This is a genomic window from Micrococcus sp. HOU01 (assembly GCF_035609305.1).
In the GTDB taxonomy this organism is placed as follows: domain Bacteria; phylum Actinomycetota; class Actinomycetes; order Actinomycetales; family Micrococcaceae; genus Micrococcus; species Micrococcus luteus.
The window spans coordinates 673,264-689,836 of sequence record NZ_CP141211.1 but is presented as its reverse complement, the minus strand read 5'-3'; the positions used below and the strand labels follow the sequence as shown (position 1 = coordinate 689,836).

The 16,573-nt window shown below is 73.9% G+C and carries 17 protein-coding genes; 8 read left to right on the top strand and 9 right to left on the bottom strand.

Going from position 1 to position 16,573, the window contains the following annotated elements; genetic code table 11:
* Positions 1-3: 3 nt before the first annotated feature.
* Together SOY78_RS03215 and SOY78_RS03210 are read right to left on the bottom strand one after the other, a co-directional pair.
* Positions 4-948 (bottom strand): Sir2 family NAD-dependent protein deacetylase, encoded by a 945-nt coding sequence (locus SOY78_RS03215; protein WP_324701783.1) that lies wholly within the window; start codon positions 946-948, stop codon positions 4-6.
* A complete protein-coding gene (locus SOY78_RS03210; RefSeq protein ID WP_036314242.1) occupies positions 945-1,151 on the bottom strand; it encodes a DUF3073 domain-containing protein in 207 nt (68 codons plus the stop codon). Before SOY78_RS03210 ends, SOY78_RS03215 begins: the two co-directional genes overlap by 4 nt.
* An 85-nt stretch (positions 1,152-1,236) precedes the next feature.
* Here SOY78_RS03210 and SOY78_RS03205 point away from each other — a divergent pair, with 85 nt between their 5' ends.
* Positions 1,237-1,605 carry a M28 family peptidase gene (locus tag SOY78_RS03205; RefSeq protein ID WP_230259731.1) on the top strand — a complete coding sequence of 123 codons (369 nt, stop codon included), beginning with the start codon at positions 1,237-1,239 and terminating at the stop codon, positions 1,603-1,605.
* Between the two features lie 127 nt (positions 1,606-1,732).
* Here SOY78_RS03205 and clpB read toward each other — a convergent pair whose 3' ends face one another.
* Entirely contained in the window at positions 1,733-4,327 is a 2,595-nt protein-coding gene (gene clpB / locus SOY78_RS03200; protein WP_324701782.1) for an ATP-dependent chaperone ClpB, read from the bottom strand.
* 146 nt (positions 4,328-4,473) lie between these two features.
* Here clpB and SOY78_RS03195 point away from each other — a divergent pair, with 146 nt between their 5' ends.
* The gene (locus SOY78_RS03195) at positions 4,474-5,655 is read left to right on the top strand and encodes a YihY/virulence factor BrkB family protein (protein WP_036382227.1); all 1,182 of its coding nucleotides are present in this window, start codon (positions 4,474-4,476) and stop codon (positions 5,653-5,655) included.
* Between the two features lie 4 nt (positions 5,656-5,659).
* Here SOY78_RS03195 and SOY78_RS03190 read toward each other — a convergent pair whose 3' ends face one another.
* Complete coding sequence (locus SOY78_RS03190) at positions 5,660-6,412, bottom strand: hypothetical protein (protein ID WP_228062970.1); 753 nt, start codon at positions 6,410-6,412, stop codon at positions 5,660-5,662.
* Between the two features lie 260 nt (positions 6,413-6,672).
* Here SOY78_RS03190 and SOY78_RS03185 point away from each other — a divergent pair, with 260 nt between their 5' ends.
* Genes SOY78_RS03185 through SOY78_RS03175 form a run of 3 tightly spaced genes read left to right on the top strand, consistent with a single transcriptional unit; the run spans position 6,673 to position 9,126 of the window.
* Positions 6,673-7,494, top strand: coding sequence for an ABC transporter substrate-binding protein (locus SOY78_RS03185; RefSeq protein WP_324701781.1), 822 nt, complete (start codon positions 6,673-6,675; stop codon positions 7,492-7,494).
* On the top strand, positions 7,491-8,321 hold the full coding sequence (locus SOY78_RS03180; RefSeq protein ID WP_052006995.1) for an amino acid ABC transporter permease: 831 nt from the start codon (positions 7,491-7,493) through the stop codon (positions 8,319-8,321). The genes SOY78_RS03185 and SOY78_RS03180 overlap by 4 nt, the downstream gene beginning before the upstream one ends.
* A 1-nt stretch (position 8,322) precedes the next feature.
* Positions 8,323-9,126, top strand: coding sequence for an amino acid ABC transporter ATP-binding protein (locus tag SOY78_RS03175; RefSeq protein ID WP_036339321.1), 804 nt, complete (start codon positions 8,323-8,325; stop codon positions 9,124-9,126).
* A gap of 89 nt (positions 9,127-9,215) precedes the next feature.
* On the opposite strand, the gene SOY78_RS03170 is transcribed toward SOY78_RS03175, so the two are convergent.
* Positions 9,216-9,809, bottom strand: a complete 594-nt coding sequence (locus SOY78_RS03170; RefSeq protein ID WP_113913835.1) for a hypothetical protein — start codon at positions 9,807-9,809, stop codon at positions 9,216-9,218.
* Between the two features lie 200 nt (positions 9,810-10,009).
* Here SOY78_RS03170 and SOY78_RS03165 point away from each other — a divergent pair, with 200 nt between their 5' ends.
* From SOY78_RS03165 to trmB, 3 genes are all read left to right on the top strand, one after another.
* Positions 10,010-10,756 carry a DedA family protein gene (locus SOY78_RS03165; protein WP_036382290.1) on the top strand — a complete coding sequence of 249 codons (747 nt, stop codon included), beginning with the start codon at positions 10,010-10,012 and terminating at the stop codon, positions 10,754-10,756.
* Positions 10,757-10,761: 5 nt separating this feature from the next.
* Positions 10,762-12,105, top strand: a complete 1,344-nt coding sequence (locus tag SOY78_RS03160) for a hypothetical protein (protein WP_043280891.1) — start codon at positions 10,762-10,764, stop codon at positions 12,103-12,105.
* A gap of 70 nt (positions 12,106-12,175) precedes the next feature.
* Positions 12,176-13,171, top strand: coding sequence for a tRNA (guanosine(46)-N7)-methyltransferase TrmB (gene trmB / locus SOY78_RS03155; RefSeq protein ID WP_324701780.1), 996 nt, complete (start codon positions 12,176-12,178; stop codon positions 13,169-13,171).
* A gap of 22 nt (positions 13,172-13,193) precedes the next feature.
* Here the strand turns inward: trmB and SOY78_RS03150 are convergent, their stop codons facing one another.
* From SOY78_RS03150 to SOY78_RS03135, 4 genes are all read right to left on the bottom strand, one after another.
* Complete coding sequence (locus SOY78_RS03150) at positions 13,194-14,261, bottom strand: alpha/beta hydrolase (RefSeq protein WP_235186512.1); 1,068 nt, start codon at positions 14,259-14,261, stop codon at positions 13,194-13,196.
* Positions 14,240-14,791, bottom strand: a complete 552-nt coding sequence (locus SOY78_RS03145) for a heat shock protein transcriptional repressor HspR (RefSeq protein ID WP_095694935.1) — start codon at positions 14,789-14,791, stop codon at positions 14,240-14,242. Before SOY78_RS03145 ends, SOY78_RS03150 begins: the two co-directional genes overlap by 22 nt.
* Entirely contained in the window at positions 14,788-15,780 is a 993-nt protein-coding gene (locus SOY78_RS03140; RefSeq protein WP_078026125.1) for a DnaJ C-terminal domain-containing protein, read from the bottom strand. The genes SOY78_RS03145 and SOY78_RS03140 overlap by 4 nt, the downstream gene beginning before the upstream one ends.
* 69 nt (positions 15,781-15,849) lie before the next feature.
* Positions 15,850-16,512, bottom strand: a complete 663-nt coding sequence (locus SOY78_RS03135) for a nucleotide exchange factor GrpE (protein WP_010080231.1) — start codon at positions 16,510-16,512, stop codon at positions 15,850-15,852.
* Between the last annotated feature and the right edge of the window lie 61 nt (positions 16,513-16,573).

The following is a 16,573-nucleotide window of genomic DNA, read 5'->3' as shown; positions in this document are numbered from 1 at the left end:
GGGTCAGAGGCGGGCGTCGAGCCAGGCCAGCGCGTCGGCGACCGGGGCGCGCCAGCGCCAGCGGGCCTTGGGGTCGGCGCGGGTGGGGCCGAGGTTGATCAGCCCCGTCGCATGCCCGGCCCGCTCGGCCCGCAGCACGAACCGGTAGCCGCTCATCACGGCCAGCGAGGTGCCGACGGCGAGCACCGTGCCGCCGTCGTCGGCCATCGCCTCCGCGGCCGCGCGTCGCGCCGCGGGCACGGACTCGCCGAAGTACACGACGTCCGGCTTGAGCTTCACGGACCCGCACACCCGGCAGCCGACCATCGTGAACTCATCCACCCAGTGCTGGTCGAGGGAGACGTCCCCGTCGGGGTTCACGGCGTCCGGGTCGATCGCCACGCGCTCGAGGTAACCCGGATTGGCGGCCTCGAGCCGCAGGTCCAGGTCACGGCGGGATTCGGTGGCCCCGCAGTTCAGGCAGGCCACGCGCGCCAGGTCCCCGTGGAGCTCGATCAGCCGGTCCTCCGCCATGCCCGCCGCGCGTCCAGCCTCGGCGTGCAGCCCGTCCACGTTCTGGGTCAGGACGCCGGCGATGCGCCCCTCGTCCGCCCAGCGCGCGAGGATGCGGTGCGCCTCGTTCGGCCGGGCCTGGTCCATGCGACGCCAGCCCACGAACGAGCGCGCCCAGTAGCGGTGGCGGGCGGCCGGGTCGTCCCGGAACTCCTGGTACGTCATCGGCCGGTGGCGGTGCAGGGACCCGTTCGGCCCCCGGTAGTCCGGGATGCCGGAGTCCGTGGACACGCCGGCCCCGGTGATCACGAGCGGGCGGGACTCCTCCATCAGACGCAGCAGACCCCGAGACGCCGTCTCGGGGTCCTGCAGCGGTGCTGTCTCATCCACCACCCTGGCGATCGACCGCAGGGCGGCCTGATGCCCGTCCAGGGCCGGATGCCATGCGGGCGTCATCGCGCCCGCGCGTCGTCGTCCTCGTCCTCCGCGTAGAGGTCCGCGTACGGATCCTCGTACTCGGGCTCCTGGTCCTGCTCCGGGCCGCGCGTGCGTCCGCCCGTGAGCTCTCGCTCCAGTGCCGAGAGGTCTGTTCCGGGAGAGAAGTACTTCATCTCCCGTGCCTGCTTCGTGGCCTTCGCCTTCTGACGGCCGCGCCCCATGAGCGTGACCCCCTTCGCATCTCTCGCCGCCTCGGATCTGTGGCGCACAGGGGCCCGCCGAGGTCTTCACTGGTCAATACGGTTCGTGCGGACAAGGATACATGACCCGCTGGACGGCCTGTGGACGACGACGGCCGGCCCGGTCCGGCGGGGCGTGCAGTGGCGCCGGGTGCGGCGCGGGTCGATCGGTGCTGAGTCCCTGCTCGGCGCACAGCTCGACCGCGACGGCCACGCGCACCAGCCCGAGGGCAGCAACGGCCGCTCGGACTACGCGCCGTTCGTGGACGCGGGCATCGCCTCGACGGGCCTGCTCTCGATCCGCGACGACAACTACCACACGCCCCAGGACGACATCGACAACGTCTCCATCACCACGCTGACCCACACGGCCCGCGCGGTGGCGAACCTGATCGGCACCCTCCAGCAGGACGCCGACGCCCTCGGCACCCGCTGACCCGAGCGGCTCCGTCCGTCTCACAGATGCCGTCGGGGGCGGTTTCGGGTGGTATCCAGGCCGGATACCACCCGAAACCGCCCCGACGTGCCAGAGGGAGGAGGAACACGGCCCGTCGGTCCCGGCGTCAGCCCTTCCGGGCCACGGTGAGGCCGTTCTCGCCCTCGGCGCGGTCCACGACGACGGTGTCCCCCTCCGTGATCTCGCCGGCCAGCAGGGCGCGGGCCAGCTGGTCGCCGATCTCGCGCTGCACCAGGCGGCGCAGCGGGCGGGCGCCGTAGGCCGGGTCGAACCCGGTCTCGGCGAGCCACGCCTTGGCGGCGTCGGACACCTCGAGGGTGAGGCGGCGGTCCGTCAGGCGCGCCTGCAGGGACTCGACCTGCAGGTCCACGATCCGCGTCAGCTCGGCCACGGTGAGCGCGTCGAACAGCACGATCTCGTCCAGGCGGTTGAGGAACTCGGGCTTGAACGCCCCGCGCACCACGGACATCACGGACTCGCGCTTGGCGGCCTCATCCAGGGTCGGGTCCACGAGGAACTGCGAGCCCAGGTTCGAGGTGAGGATCAGGATCACGTTGCGGAAGTCCACGGTGCGGCCCTGGCCGTCGGTGAGGCGGCCGTCGTCGAGCACCTGGAGCAGGATGTCGAAGACCTCGGGATGGGCCTTCTCCACCTCGTCCAGCAGCACCACCGAGTACGGCCGGCGCCGCACGGCCTCCGTGAGCTGGCCGCCCTCGTCGTAGCCGACGTAGCCCGGAGGGGCGCCGACCAGGCGGGAGACGGAGTGCTTCTCCGCGTACTCGGACATGTCGATCCGCACCATGGCGCGCTCGTCGTCGAAGAGGAACTCCGCGAGCGCCTTGGCGAGCTCGGTCTTGCCCACGCCCGTGGGGCCCAGGAACAGGAACGAGCCGGTGGGCCGATTCGGGTCCGCGATGCCGGCCCGCGAGCGGCGCACCGCGTCCGCGACGGCGACGACGGCGTCCCGCTGCCCGATCAGCCGCTCGCCGAGGTGCTCCTCCATGGTGAGCAGCTTCTCGGACTCGGCGGTGAGCATGCGACCCGCGGGGATGCCGGTCCACGCGGAGACCACTTCGGCGATGTCGTCCGCCGTGACCTCCTCGGAGACCATCGGCTCGGTGGCCGAGCGGTCGGCCTCGCGGGCGGCGCGGTCCGCCTCCTCGAGCTGCTTCTCCAGCGCGGGGATCTCGCCGTACAGCAGGCGGGAGGCCTCGGCGAGGTCGCCGTCGCGCTGGGCCTTCTCGGCCAGCGAGCGCAGCTCGTCCACCTTGGCGCGCAGGTCACCGGCCTCGTTCAGGGTGGCCTTCTCCGCGTCCCAGCGGGCGGTGAGGGCGGTGAGCTCCTCCTCGCGGTCCGCCTTCTCGGCACGCAGGGCCTCGAGCCGCTCGACGGATGCCGGGTCCGTCTCGCCCTCGAGGGCGAGCTCCTCCATGGTCAGGCGGTCCACCTGGCGGCGCAGGACGTCGATCTCCTCGGGGGCGGAGTCGATCTCCATGCGCAGGCGCGAGGCGGCCTCGTCCACGAGGTCGATGGCCTTGTCGGGCAGCTGGCGGCCGGTGATGTACCGGTCGGACAGCGCGGCCGCGGCCACGAGCGCGGAGTCGGCGATGGCCACCTTGTGGTGGGCCTCGTAGCGCTCCTTGAGCCCGCGCAGGATGGCGATCGTGTCGTCCACGCTGGGCTCGCCCACGTAGACCTGCTGGAAGCGGCGCTCCAGGGCGGGGTCCTTCTCGATGTTCTCGCGGTACTCGTCCAGGGTGGTCGCGCCGATCAGGCGCAGCTCGCCGCGGGCCAGCATGGGCTTGAGCATGTTGCCCGCGTCCATGGCGCCCTCGGACGCGCCCGCGCCCACGACGGTGTGGATCTCGTCGATGAACGTGACAACCTGACCCTCGGCGGCCTTGATCTCCTCGAGGACGGCCTTCAGGCGCTCCTCGAACTCGCCGCGGTACTTGGCGCCGGCGACCATGGCGCCCAGGTCCAGGCTGATCAGCGTCTTGCCGCGCAGGGACTCGGGGACGTCCCCGGCCACCATCCGCTGGGCCAGGCCCTCGACGACGGCGGTCTTGCCGACGCCGGGCTCGCCGATGAGCACGGGGTTGTTCTTGGTGCGGCGCGAGAGCACCTGGACCACGCGGCGGATCTCGGCGTCGCGGCCGATCACCGGGTCGAGCTTGCCGGAGCGGGCGAGCTCGGTGAGGTCCGTGCCGTACTTCTCCAGGGACTGGAAGGTGTTCTCCGGGTCCTGAGTGGTGACGCGGGAGTCGCCGCGCACCTGGGTCAGGGCGGCGGCGAGCGCCTCGAGGCTCGCCCCGTTCGAGCGCAGTGCCTCACCGGCCTCGCCGGAGTCCGCTGCCACGCCGAGCAGCAGGTGCTCGGTGGAGACGAACTCGTCCGAGCGCTGCTCGGCCTGGGTGCGCGCGTTCTGCACGACCTGCAGGGCGGCGCGCGAGAACTGGGGCTGGGCCACCGTGCTGCCCTGGGTGGAGGGCAGGCGTCGGATGGCCGAGGAGGCCGCCGTGGAGACGGCGTCGGGGTCGGCCCCGGCGGCCTTGAGGACGGCCACGGCGACGGACTCCCGCTGGTCCATCAGGGCCTTCAGCAGGTGGGCCGGCTCGACCTGGGGGTTGCCGGCGGTGGAGGCGTTCATGGCCGCGGCCGAGAGCGCCTCCTGGCTCTTGGTGGTGAACTTGGCATCCATGGGCTACTGGCTCCTTCTCTCCCGTGTCCCGGGGTGTCGGACAACCGTCGACCGCAGGCCGTTCCCGCCGCAGACGAAGTTGAGTCTATATAGCTCAACCCTCCACGCACCAGGGCTATTCCCCCTCGCGCCGGTACGTTGGTGCCATGGCCGGCTCCCGAGCGGCGCCCCGGCGCCTCCGCACGTACACCCGACCGCGGGTGTCCCTGCTGTACGTCCTGCGCCGCACCCTGCACCGGCTCCTCGAGCTGCAGGTCTGGGACGTGGCCGCCGCCATGACCTTCTTCGGGGCGCTGTCCCTGCTGCCCACCGTGGTCGCCCTGCTCTCCGTGGTCTCGCTGCTGGGCGTCGAGGAGGAGACCGTGGACGCCGCGGCGCACCTGGCCGCCGAGATCTGGCCGTCGCTGACGCCCGACGTCGTCCGCGAGTGGATCCTGACCCTCGGCTCGGCCGGGCCCGGCACCGGCGCCGTCGTCCTGGGGGCCGTCGGCACCGTGGTGTCCGCCTCGGGCGCCGTCGCCGCGTTCCACCGGGCCATGCACCGCATCCACGACACCCGCGAGGGCCGGCCCTTCCTCCACTTCCGCCTCGTGGTCTTCGTCGAGACCCTCGCCCTCATGCTCGGCGCCGTGCTGATCACGATCCTGGTGGTCGTCGGCGGGGACCTCTCCCAGCGCCTCGGCCAGGCCGTCGGCCTGCCGGAGGAGACGGTCCAGACGTGGAACGTGGTGAAGTGGCCGGTCATCCTCGTGGTGATCGCCCTGATCGTGACCCTCGCCTACCGCCTGGGTCCCAACGTCCGGCAGCCCCGCTACCGCCCGCTCTCGCTCGGCGCCGTGGCCGTGGTGGTCCTGCTCTTCGGCGCCACCGTGGCCCTGGGCTGGATCACGGACCGGTTCGGCCAGTTCGCCGTGGTCGGGCGGATCAACTCCGCGATCGGCGTGCTCGCCCTCGCGTGGGTGGCGTGCATCGTGCTGTTGGCCGGGGCCGCCTTCGACGCGGAGGTGCTGCGTGCCCGCCAGCTGGCCGTCGGCATCGACGCCTCCGTCGAGATCCAGCTGGCGACGCGGCACACCGCGGTGCTCGAGGACTCCGAACGGTACGAGGCCCGCAACCGCCGCCTGGCCCGGCTCGTAGCCGACGCCGTGCGCGCCGGCGAGGACCTCACGATCGAGGCCACACCCCTGCTCTCCGAGGAGGGGCGCCTCCTCGCGGTCGAGTCGGGACGGCGAGGCCCGGAGGACGTCAGCTCGGGCAGCCCGTTCCACGCGGACCCGGTGTCCGACGACGGCGCCCGCCTCGAGCCGACGCCCCGGCCCGACGACTGAGAGGTCAGCGCTCCCGCTTCTCGAACGCCTCGACCTGGGCACGCAGCGTCTCGGCCGCGATCTCCTCGTCGAGGCCCACCATGCCGAGGTACACGAGCTCGTCCCCGTCCGTGACGCCGCCGACGGTCATGGTGAACACGGCCGTGTCCATGCCCGAGTTCCCCAGGGCGATGTGGACCGCGTCCGGCACGCCGGGCACCTTCGTGAAGGCCGCCTCGACGCCGTCCGGGTCGCCGAACGTGCCGCACGTGTCGGCCAGCTCGCCGAAGGGCGCCAGCAGATCGGTGCCGTCGTCGGTGACCGCGACCATGCCGAACGCCCCGGCCTGGGAGCCGGCCAGGCCGGTGACGGCGTCCGGGTCCACCTCGTACTGGGCCAGCGCACCGCCGAGCCCGGGCGCCTGCTGCGTGTTGATCTGCTCGATGAGGTCCGCGCAGGCGCCCGTGGGGGTGACGCCCGTCAGGCTCAGGCTGGTGCTGATCGGCTCCCCGCCGCCGCCGGCCTGGGTCTCCATGTCCGTGAACACGCCGTCGGGCGCGGTCTCGGGGGTGAGCAGGACGTCCTCGAGCGCCTCCACGCGCTCCTCCTGCTCGGCCGTGAGGCCCGAGCCGGCCCCCGTCGGGGCGGACTCGGACGCGTCGGCCGAGGAGGACGAGGCCTCGCCGCCTCCCCCACCGCAGCCGACGAGCGCGAGGGCGCCCACGGCGAGCAGGGACAGGGGGGCAGCGGGGCGAGCGGGGGCGGCGGTGCGGAGCATGAGAGACCTCTCAGACCGGGTGACGACGATGTGACCAGCCTGACAATCTCCACAGCGCAAGGCCAGTCTTCGTCTGCCGAGGCGGGCCGCGGCAGGGCCACCGGTCGATCGGCTCGCTCCGCGGGGACGAGTTGTCTCCCGGCGCCCGCGACGGCCCCCGACGCACTACGATGACCACCAATCACGGCGGAACACGTCACTCTGCCGGCTCCCTCCGACCCGCACGCCCGTCCTCCCGACGGCGGCCCAGAAGGCACTCCATGACCCGCATCCACTCCCGCCTCCTCGGCGCCGTGGGGCTCACCGCGTCGGCGGCGCTGCTCACCGGCTGCGCCGTCCTCGGCGGCGACGCCGGATCCGCCGGCATCGTGTCCGACGACGACCTGAGCACCTCGTACGGCCTCGTCCAGCCCGGCGTCCTGACGGTCTGCTCCGACATCCCCTACCCGCCCTTCGAGTTCGAGGAGAACGGTGAGCTGACCGGCTACGACATCCAGCTGGTCGAGGCGGTGGCGGAGGAGCTGGGTCTCGGGGTGAACGTGATCGACTCCTCCTTCGAGGCCATCGAGTCGGGTGCCTCGCTCACCGGCTGCGACGTGAACGCCTCGTCGATCTCCATCACCGAGGCCCGCCAGCGCGTCATGGCCTTCACCCTCCCCTACCTCGACGACGACCTCGTCCTGGTCGCGAAGAAGGGCTCCGGCATCACCGACGTCGACTCCGCGAAGGGCCGTCGGATCGGCGTGCAGGCCGCGACCACCGGCGACGAGTACGCCCAGCAGAACGGCCTGAGCCCCGTGCACTTCGAGGACGGCGGCATGCAGATCCAGGCCCTCCAGGCCGGCACCGTGGACGCCGCCCTGGGCAACCAGTCCGTGCTGCTCTACTCCCTCAAGGACGACGATCGCTTCGAGGTGGTCGAGTCGCTGCCCACGGGCGAGCAGCTCGGCATGGCGGTCGGCCCGCAGAAGGCGCAGCTCGGCTCCGCCGTGAACCGCGCGCTGCAGGAGCTGCGCAACGACGGCACCGTGGCCGAGCTCCAGGAGCGCTGGTTCGGTCAGGCACAGGAGGACTACCGATGAGCACGCAGGCCCCCGTCTCGCCGGCACCGGCCCTGAAGCCCGGCCGCGCGCGCCGCCGTCGTCGGCTGTCCCTGATCATCCAGGCGGCCGTCTTCGTCCTCGCCCTCGTCGTCCTGGCCGTCCTCATCGACTGGGGCGCGCTCGCCGAGAACGTCCTGAACTTCCCCGCCGTGGCCCCGATGTTCCCCAACGTGATCCTCGTGGGGCTGGGCAACACGCTGTTCTACACGGTCACCTCGTTCGTCGTCGGCCTGCTGGGCGGCATCGTGCTCGCGCTCATGCGTTTGAGCTCGTTCGGCCCGTACCGGTGGCTGGCCACCGCCTACGTGGAGTTCTTCCGCGGCGTCCCCGCGCTGCTGGTGTTCCTCGCCTTCGGCTACGGGGTGCCCTTCGCGTTCGGGGTGTCCTGGCCGATCCCCGTCGTCGTGATGGCGGCCCTGGGCATGGTCTCGGCCGCCTACATCGCCGAGACCCTGCGTGCCGGCCTGCAGGCCGTGCCCCGCGGCCAGATGGAGGCGGCCCGGTCCCTCGGCATGCCGACGTGGCGGGCCATGGTCACCATCGTGATCCCCCAGGCGTTCCGCATCGTGCTGCCGCCGCTCACCAATGAGGTCATCCTCCTGACCAAGGATTCCTCGCTGGTCTACGTGCTCGGCCTGGCCGCGCACGAGTACGAGCTCACCAAGTTCGGCCGCGACGGCATCTCCGCCCTCGACGCCGGCATGACGCCGATCCTCGTGGCCGGCCTGTTCTACCTCGTGATCACCGTGCCGCTGTCCCTGCTGGCCCGCCGGTTCGAGGCCCGTTCGACCAAGAAGGGGCACTGAGATGGCCCAGCAGAACCCCATCACCGGATCCTTCGGCGCGGTGGCCGCCGCGGACGCCGCCGGCGTGCATGTGGCCGGCCTCAACAAGTCCTTCGGCGCCAACCACGTGCTGCGCGGCATCGACCTCGAGGTCGCCCCTGGCGAGGTCGTGTGCCTGATCGGCCCGTCCGGCTCGGGCAAGTCCACCCTCCTGCGCTGCGTGAACCTGCTGGAGAAGCCCGACTCGGGCGTCGTCACGGTCGGTGAGTTCACGGTCACGGACGAGGACGTGGACCTGGACGTGCTGCGCCGCCACGTGGGCATGGTGTTCCAGCAGTTCAACCTGTTCCCGCACCTGTCCGTGCTGGAGAACTGCACCGTGGCCCAGCTCAAGGTGCTCAAGCGGGGCAAGGCCGAGGCGGCGGACATCGCCCGTCGGCAGCTGGCCCGCGTGGGCCTGGCCGAGCTCGAGGACCGCTACCCGGACCAGCTCTCCGGCGGCCAGCAGCAGCGCGTGGCGATCGCCCGTGCGCTGGCCATGGACCCGCAGCTGATGCTCTTCGACGAGCCCACCTCGGCCCTCGACCCCGAGACCGTCGGCGACGTCCTGGCGATCATGCGTCAGCTGGCCCGCGACGGCATGACCATGCTCGTGGTCACCCACGAGATGGGCTTCGCCCGTGAGGTGGCCGACCGGGTCGTGTTCATGGACGGCGGCGTCGTGGTGGAGGCCGGCCCGGCCGCCGCGGTGATCTCCGACCCCCAGCAGCCGCGCACCCAGGACTTCCTGCGCCGCGTGCTGCACCCCACCGAGATCGACCTCTGAGCCTGCCCGCCCGGTGGGCGGGCACATGCGTGAGGGGCCCCGCCCGGACCATGGTCCGGGCGGGGCCCCTCACGCGTGCGGCGGAGGCGTCAGGCCTTCTTGCGCAGCTTCTTCAGCTCGTCACGGGCCTCGCGCAGCGCGGCGACCTGCTCCTCACGGGCGGCGTGGATCGCGGCGACCTTCTCGTCCTGGGCGTCGCGGATGGCCTGCACCTTGGCGTCGCGGGCGCCCTCGATGCGGGCGGCGCGCTTCTTGGCGGCCTTGCGGCGTTTGCCGGGGCGGTTGGCCACGGAGTCGGCGGTGATGGCCAGGCCGGAGCCGACCAGGAAGATGTCCTTGGCGACGCCGGTGCCCTCCTGGGACGGACGCACACCGTCGGCCTCGGTCATCTCCGGGGTGTTCAGGTACATCGAGAACAGGCCGCCGGAGAACGCGGTCAGGGCGGAGCCGGCGAGCCAGCCCGGGACGAACGGGGCCAGCAGGGCCGAGCCCACGCCGATCTCCGTGGTCACGAGGAACTTCTTGAACTGCTCCGGCGACAGGTTGGCCAGCGCGGGCAGGCCGCGGGCGCCCATGTCGCGCAGGCCCTGGGCCTGCTCCGCGGAGATGCCGCGCTTGTTCAGGCCGGAGTTCAGGATGAACGCGCCGGAGGCCAGGCGCAGCGGAATCTGGACGATGCTCATGGAGTCTTCCTTCCAGTAGGGCCCGCGGCACGCACGTGGAGTGGGGTGTGGCGCGAACGGTCGGTGAGCGGTCTGCACCTCCGACAGTACCAACGGCAGCCCGCTCCCGCCCGCCCGGAGGCGCGGCTGTGCGCGCAGAGCGGACGACGTCGGCGCCTCCACCACGTCGCGGAGGCGGTCGATGATGGACAATGGGGCGCATGCTCCCCCTCGTCGCACCCCTGACCGTGGCCGCCGCCGCGCCCACCGACTACGGCTGGCTCGGCAACATCGTCGTGGACATCATGGAGGCGGTCGGCCCGATCGGCGTCGGCCTGGCCGTCTTCGCGGAGAACATCTTCCCGCCCATCCCGTCCGAGGTGATCCTGCCCCTGGCAGGCTTCACCGCGGCCGGCGGCGCCTTCAGCCCGCATGCCGCGCTGGTCTGGGCGACGGTCGGCTCGATCGTCGGAGCGCTGGCCCTCTACGGCCTCGGCGCGTGGCTCGGCCGCCACCGCATGTACCGCCTCGCGGACCGCATGCCGCTGGTGGACATGGAGGACGTGGCCAAGACCGAGCGCTGGTTCATCCGATACGGCTACTGGACCGTGTTCCTGGGCCGCATGGTCCCCGTGTTCCGCTCCCTGATCTCCATCCCCGCGGGCATCGAGCGGATGAACCTCGCGAAGTTCACCCTGTTCACGGCGCTGGGCTCCCTGATCTGGAACGCGATCTTCGTCTACGGCGGCTACGCGCTCGGGGAGCGGTTCCACGTCGTCTCCGAGTACGCGGACGTCTTCTCCAACATCGTCCTGGTCCTGATCCTGGCCTTCCTCGCGATCTGGGTGGTCCTGCGCCTGCGCCGTGACGCCCGCCGCCGGAACGACCCGGACTGGCGCCCGCCGACCGCGGATGAGATGGCCGCCCGCGTCGAGGCCATCCTGGAGTCCTCCGACCACCGGAAGTGAATCGCATGCACCCCGTCCTGCCCTCCCCCCGCCGTGGCCGCGCGGCCCTCGGCCTGGCCGCCGTCGCCCTGGTGGCGCTGAGCGCCTGTGCTCGCACCGAGCCGCAGCCCGAGCCTGCGCCCGCCACGACGGCGGCCTCCGCCCTGCCGTCCATGGACATGGCCCCGTTCACGGTCGAGGTCCCCTCACACGACCTCGAGCGGGTGCCGGAGGCGAGCGTCGCCGTGCTCGAGGGCGAGGACCCGGACCACCACGGGGCGTGGCTGCAGGTGTCCGGGGCGCCGGCCTGGACGGACGCCATGGCCGGGGCCGTGCGCGACCAGATCGACCAGTACCGCCGGGACACCGACCCGAGCGCGGACCCGCGCCTGGAGATCCAGCCGCAGCTCGCCGTCGTGGCCGAGGACATCGCCGCGGCCCGCCTGCTCGCCACGGAGCGGCGCGGCACGGACTCCGTGTCCACCTCGCACGTGATCTGGTACTCGGCCCGCGAGGACCGCGTGCTCGAGACCGCCGATCTCTTCACCCCCGACGGCTGGGACGCGTTCCGCGCCGAGGTGCGCCAGCGCATGGCCAACGACCCGGACGTGATCGGCTCGCGCCTGGACTCGGCGGTCGACGCCCCGGAGCAGGTGGAGAACCGTCGCGTCTGGGACGCGGTGGTCTTCCTGCCGGACGGCAGCCTGATGCTCGAGGCGGACCAGGCGTCCATGGCGCCGGCCGCCGCGGGCGTGCTGACGGTGCGGATCCCTCGGGACACGGCGACCGCCTGGCTGTCCGACCTGGGCCACGTCGCCGCGGACGCCGCCTCCGCCCCCGCCGACCTGCGTCTGCCGGACCGCTCCACCCCGACCCCCGAGGAGCAGCAGCCGGAGCCCGCCCCCGAGCCGGAGCCCGAGACGTCCTCGTGGACGGAGGAGGCCACCGGCGCACCCGTGCCGCCCCCGTCCGCGCCCGCCGACACGGCGGCCCCGACGCCCAGCGTGACCACCCCGGTGCCGAGCAGCACGGCCCCGTCCTCCTCGGCCCCCGCGCCCACCCGCTCGGCCACGCCGTCCTCCCCGTCGTCTCCCCCCACCTCGTCCTCGCCGTCGGGCACGGGATCCGGCAGTCCGACGCCGAGCACCCCCGACCCGACGCCGACCTCCGCGACGCCGACCCCGACGTCCCCGACCCCGACGTCCCCGAGCCCGTCCGGTCCGTCCACGAGCGCGTCCGGTCCGTCCACGAGCGCGCCGGCCACGGACCCTGCGCCGGACCCGACCGAGTCCGCACCCGAGCCGACCGCCACCACGGCCTCCGCGTCCGCGTCGCCCACGTCGGGGGACCGCTCCAGCAGCACCCCCTGACCCCGGCGCCGGGCGCCGTCGTCGGCCGCGGTCTGCACCGTCGACGCGCGGCCGTGGCAGGATCGGGGCGATGACTGAGCACCTCCCCCACCCCCGCCCGGACGCACCCGGCCCCGACGCCGTGCCGCCGCCCGCCGAGCGCGTCCACGCGCACGACCACAATCGGGACAAGGACCCCGCCCTCGTCCGACGGGAGCCGGTCTCCTTCGTCCGACGTGGTGCGCGCCTGAACGCGGGGCGGCAGGCCGTGTGGGACCGCCAGGCGGAGCGGGTCCTCGTGGACGTGCCTCGCGGCCGCGGCGCCACCTCGGTGGACGGCCAGGCCCGACTGGACTGGGCGGGGGTGTTCGGGCGCGAGGCCCCCCTGCTGGTCGACATCGGCTCCGGGCTGGGCGAGTCAACGGCGCAGGCCGCCGCCGACCGGCCGGACTGGAACGTGCTCGCCGTCGAGGTCTACGTGCCCGGCCTGGCCGCGCTCATGACGCGCGTGGAGCAGCAGGGCCTGGAGAACGTCCGCGCCGTGGAGGCCAACGCCCCCGAGCTGCTGGACGCCCTGCTCACGCCCGGCTCCGTCTCCGAGGTGTGGGTGTTCTTCCCGGACCCGTGGCACAAGAAGCGGCACCACAAGCGCCGCCTGGTCTCCCCCGCCTTCGCGGACCGCGTGGCGCGGGTGCTCACCCCCGGCGGGGTGCTGCGGCTGGCGACGGACTGGTCGGGCTACGCCGTGCAGATGCGCGAGGTGCTCGAGGCGCACCCGGAGTTCGAGAACCTCTTCCCCGGGCGCGCCGCGGGCGAGGGCTCCCCGCTCACGCGGGTGCGCCGCGAGGGCAGGGAGACCGAGGTGGGGGCCCAGCCGCTGCCCTCGGGATGGGAGAGCGCGGCCGAGGAGGAGCGCCCGCTGCGGGCCGGCCTGGGTGAGGCGCGGGCCGGCGCGGCGGCCGCGGACCCCGTGGACCACGCGGGCGGCTGGGCGCCCCGGTTCGAGGGCCGACCGATCACGAGCTTCGAGGCGAAGTCCCAGCGGGCCGGACGCCTCGTGTTCGACCTGGCGTACCGCCGCCGCTGAGCACGGGGCCCGACGGGGCCGCTCAGGCCGGGGCGACCGGCCCGGCCGGGTCGGCGCCGTCCGGGACGGGCGGCACCGGCAGGCCGGCGGTCACCCGCGCGGTCGCCGCGAGCGTCACGGACCCGGCGTCCCGGTAGCCCCTCGGGGCGTCCCCGGGGGCCGTCGGCGACCAGCGGGCCGTGCGGTGGCCGCGGACGGCGGCCCCCGCCAGGCCGGGCCGCGGGGCCACCGGCAGCACGGCGGCGTCCGTCCAGTCCCGACGACGGCCGACCGCGCGGCCGACCCGGGCGAGGAGATCGCCCGGGGCCAGGGCGCGGAACGTCCGCCCGGACCGCAGGCCGAGGTGCGCGGCCCGGGCTGCCAGGGCGGCGGGCAGGCCGACCGCGCCCGAGACCACGAGGGCCTCGACGGGACGCTCGGCCGGCCACGGGGCGTCGGCGTCGTCGGGCTGCAGGCCCCGGTCCGCGAGCAGGCGCAGGGCGTGCGCGGCCACGAGCGAGCCGTACGAGTGGGCCTCCACGGCCCCGTGCACGGCGGTCCCGCGGGCGCGCAGGGCCGGGGCGGCGTCGTCGTCCTCCCCCGGCCCGTGGCGCAGGAACTCCCACCAGGCCCGGACATCCGCGGCGAGCATCGCGCCGCCGCGCCGGCCGGGGCCGTCGAGCACCACCCGCCAGGGTGTGGGCGCGGGGTAGCCGAGCCACGCGATGACGACGGGGCGGGGTGCGCCGGCGGCGCGCTGGGCGGCGGCGAGGTGGGCGGCCTCCCGGGCCGTCCCCCACATGGCCGTCTGGGGGCGGATGCCCATGCCGGAGACGAGCCAGGTCAGATGCGTGGCGGTCGCGGGGTCCCCCGCGGCGACCACCGCGCGCGGACCGTCCGGGCCGTCGAGGACGTAGTCCAGCAGATGCCGGGCGGGCAGGTGCGGGTCCATGCCCTCCGGCTTGAGGGCGTGGACGATCCCGTCCAGGGCGCTGCGGGCCTGCCGGCCGAGGCCGTCGCGCCGGGCCATGTCGGCGCGCAGCCGCTCCTGCACGCGGGACCGCGCGGCCGCCCCGAACGACGCCCGGCTCAGTCCTGCTCGGACTGCCACGTGGGCACCCGTCGGAGGCGGGCGCCGCCGGAGGGCAGCCTCCGCAGGCCGCTCGGGCGGGCCTCGCCCGCGGTGTCCGCCCCGGCCCGTGCCGCGGCGTGACGGCGGGCGGCCATCCGGTCGGCGTAGCGGGCCGAGACGTCGCCGCCGGAGCCCACGGTGAAGACGCGGGCCAGGCGGGAGGCGTGGTGGAGGCGGTCCACCTGGGCAGCCAGCTCGACCACGGTGTCCTGCAGCTGCTCGACCTCGCGCTGCAGCGCGATCACGCGGCGGATGCCCTCCAGCGAGATGCCTTCACGGCTCAGGGTCTGCACGGTCTGCAGCCGCTCGACGTCGGCGAGGGAGTAGCGGCGGTGCCGTCCGTCCTGGCGGGCGGGGACCACGAGGCCGAGCCGGTCGTACTGGCGCAGGGTCTGCGGATGCATGTCCGCCATCTCGGCGGCCACGGAGATCACGAAGACCGGGGCGTGCCGGTCGGGACCCCCCTCGCGGCCCCGGTCCGCACGGGCGGCGCCGTCGCGGGCGCTCACCAGGCTGCCTTCCGGGCCAGCTCCCGCCGCGGATCGTCGCCGGCAGTGGCGGACTGCAGGGCCTCGACGGCGGCGCGGGCGTCGTCGTTGAGCGTGGTGGGCACGGTGACGCGCAGCTCCACGAGCAGGTCACCCGTCGTCTTCCCGCGCTCGACACCGCGGCCCTTCAGGCGCAGCACGCGGCCACACTGGGAGCCCGCCGGCACCTTCACCTTCACGGGGCGCTCCAGCGTCGGCACCTCGATCGTGGCGCCGAGGGCGGCCTCGGGGAAGGTGATCGGCACGGTGATCCGCAGGTCGTCCCCGTCCCGGCGGAAGAACTCGTGCTCGCGCACGTGCACGGTGACCAGCAGGTCGCCGCGGCCGGCCGGGCCGGGCGAGCCCTTGCCGCGGGCACGGACCTTCTGGCCGTCGCGGATGCCCTTCGGGATCTTCACCTCGATCGTCTCGCCGTCCGGGCCGCGCAGGGACACCGTGGTGCCCTGAATCGAGCCGCGGAAGGAGATCGTGGTGGTGGCGGTGCGGTCCGCGCCCTTCGTGGGGCGCGGCCGTGCGTAGCCGGCGTCGCCGAAGCCGCCGGGGCCGAAGCCGCCGGGCTGGCCGGCGGCGCCACTGAACATCCCGCTGAACAGGTCGGACAGGTCGGGCTCGGACTGCGTGGCGCGGGGGCCGCCCCCGCCGCCGAACATGCCGCCGAAGACGTCCTCGAAGCCTCCGCCGCCGGCACCGCCCGGGGCGGAGAACCGGGCCCCGCCGCCCATCGCGCGGATCGCGTCGTATTCCTGCCGCTCCTGGGGGTCGCTCAGGACGGCGTACGCCTCCGAGATCTCCTTGAACTTCTTCTCGGCCGCCTCGTCCCCGGGGTTCTGGTCCGGGTGGTACATGCGGGCGAGCTTGCGGTAGGCCTTCTTCACGTCCGCGTCGGAGGCGTCCTTGGACACCCCCAGGGTCGCGTAGAAGTCCTTGTCCATCCAATCCTGCGAGGCCATGGTGCCTCCTCTCGTGTGCATCGGTCAGGGGGGTCGGCCGGCGGCGGGGTGGGCCGCCGGCCGACGGGGTCACTCGTCTCCGGCGGAGACCATCACCTGGGCGGCGCGCAGCACGCGGCCGTCCCGGAGATAGCCGTTGCGGAAGACCTGGACCACGTGGTCCGCGGGCACCTCTGCGTGCGGCTGGCGCATCACGGCCTCGTGCACGGCCGGGTCGAACTCGACGCCGGCCAGCGCCTCCTGGTCGTGGCGCTCGAGGCCGAGGCCGGCCAGGGCGGTGTCGAGCTTGGTCGCGATCGCGGCGAACGGACCGTCCGTCAGGTCGCCGGCGGCGCGGGCGGCGTCGATGTCGTCGAGCACCGGCAGCAGCGCGGTCACGGCCTTGACCACACCGGCGTCCCTGGCCAGGTCGCGGTCGCGGTCCACGCGACGCTTGTAGTTCACGAACTCGGCCTGCAGCCGGCGCAGGTCGGTCTCGAGCTCGGCCTCGCGGTCCGAGGCCGCGGGCTGCGGCGCCTCGGTCCCGGCCTGCGCGCCGGCCTCGTCGAGGATGCGCTCGGCCTGGGCGAGGGCGTCGCCGTCCTCGGCCTGCTCGGCCGCGCTCTCGGCGGAGACCCGGGGCTCACCGGTCTCGGGGTCGATGCGGCGACGGTCGTTGAACACGATGGGCTCCTCCTCGGAGCCGCGCTCGGCATCGGAGGAGCCGTGCGGACGCTGCTGGTCGGCGCTCATGGTGTGTCCTTTCGAAGCGGGTGGGCGCGGCGGGTCCGCCGCGCGGGGGGGTGGTGCGGGA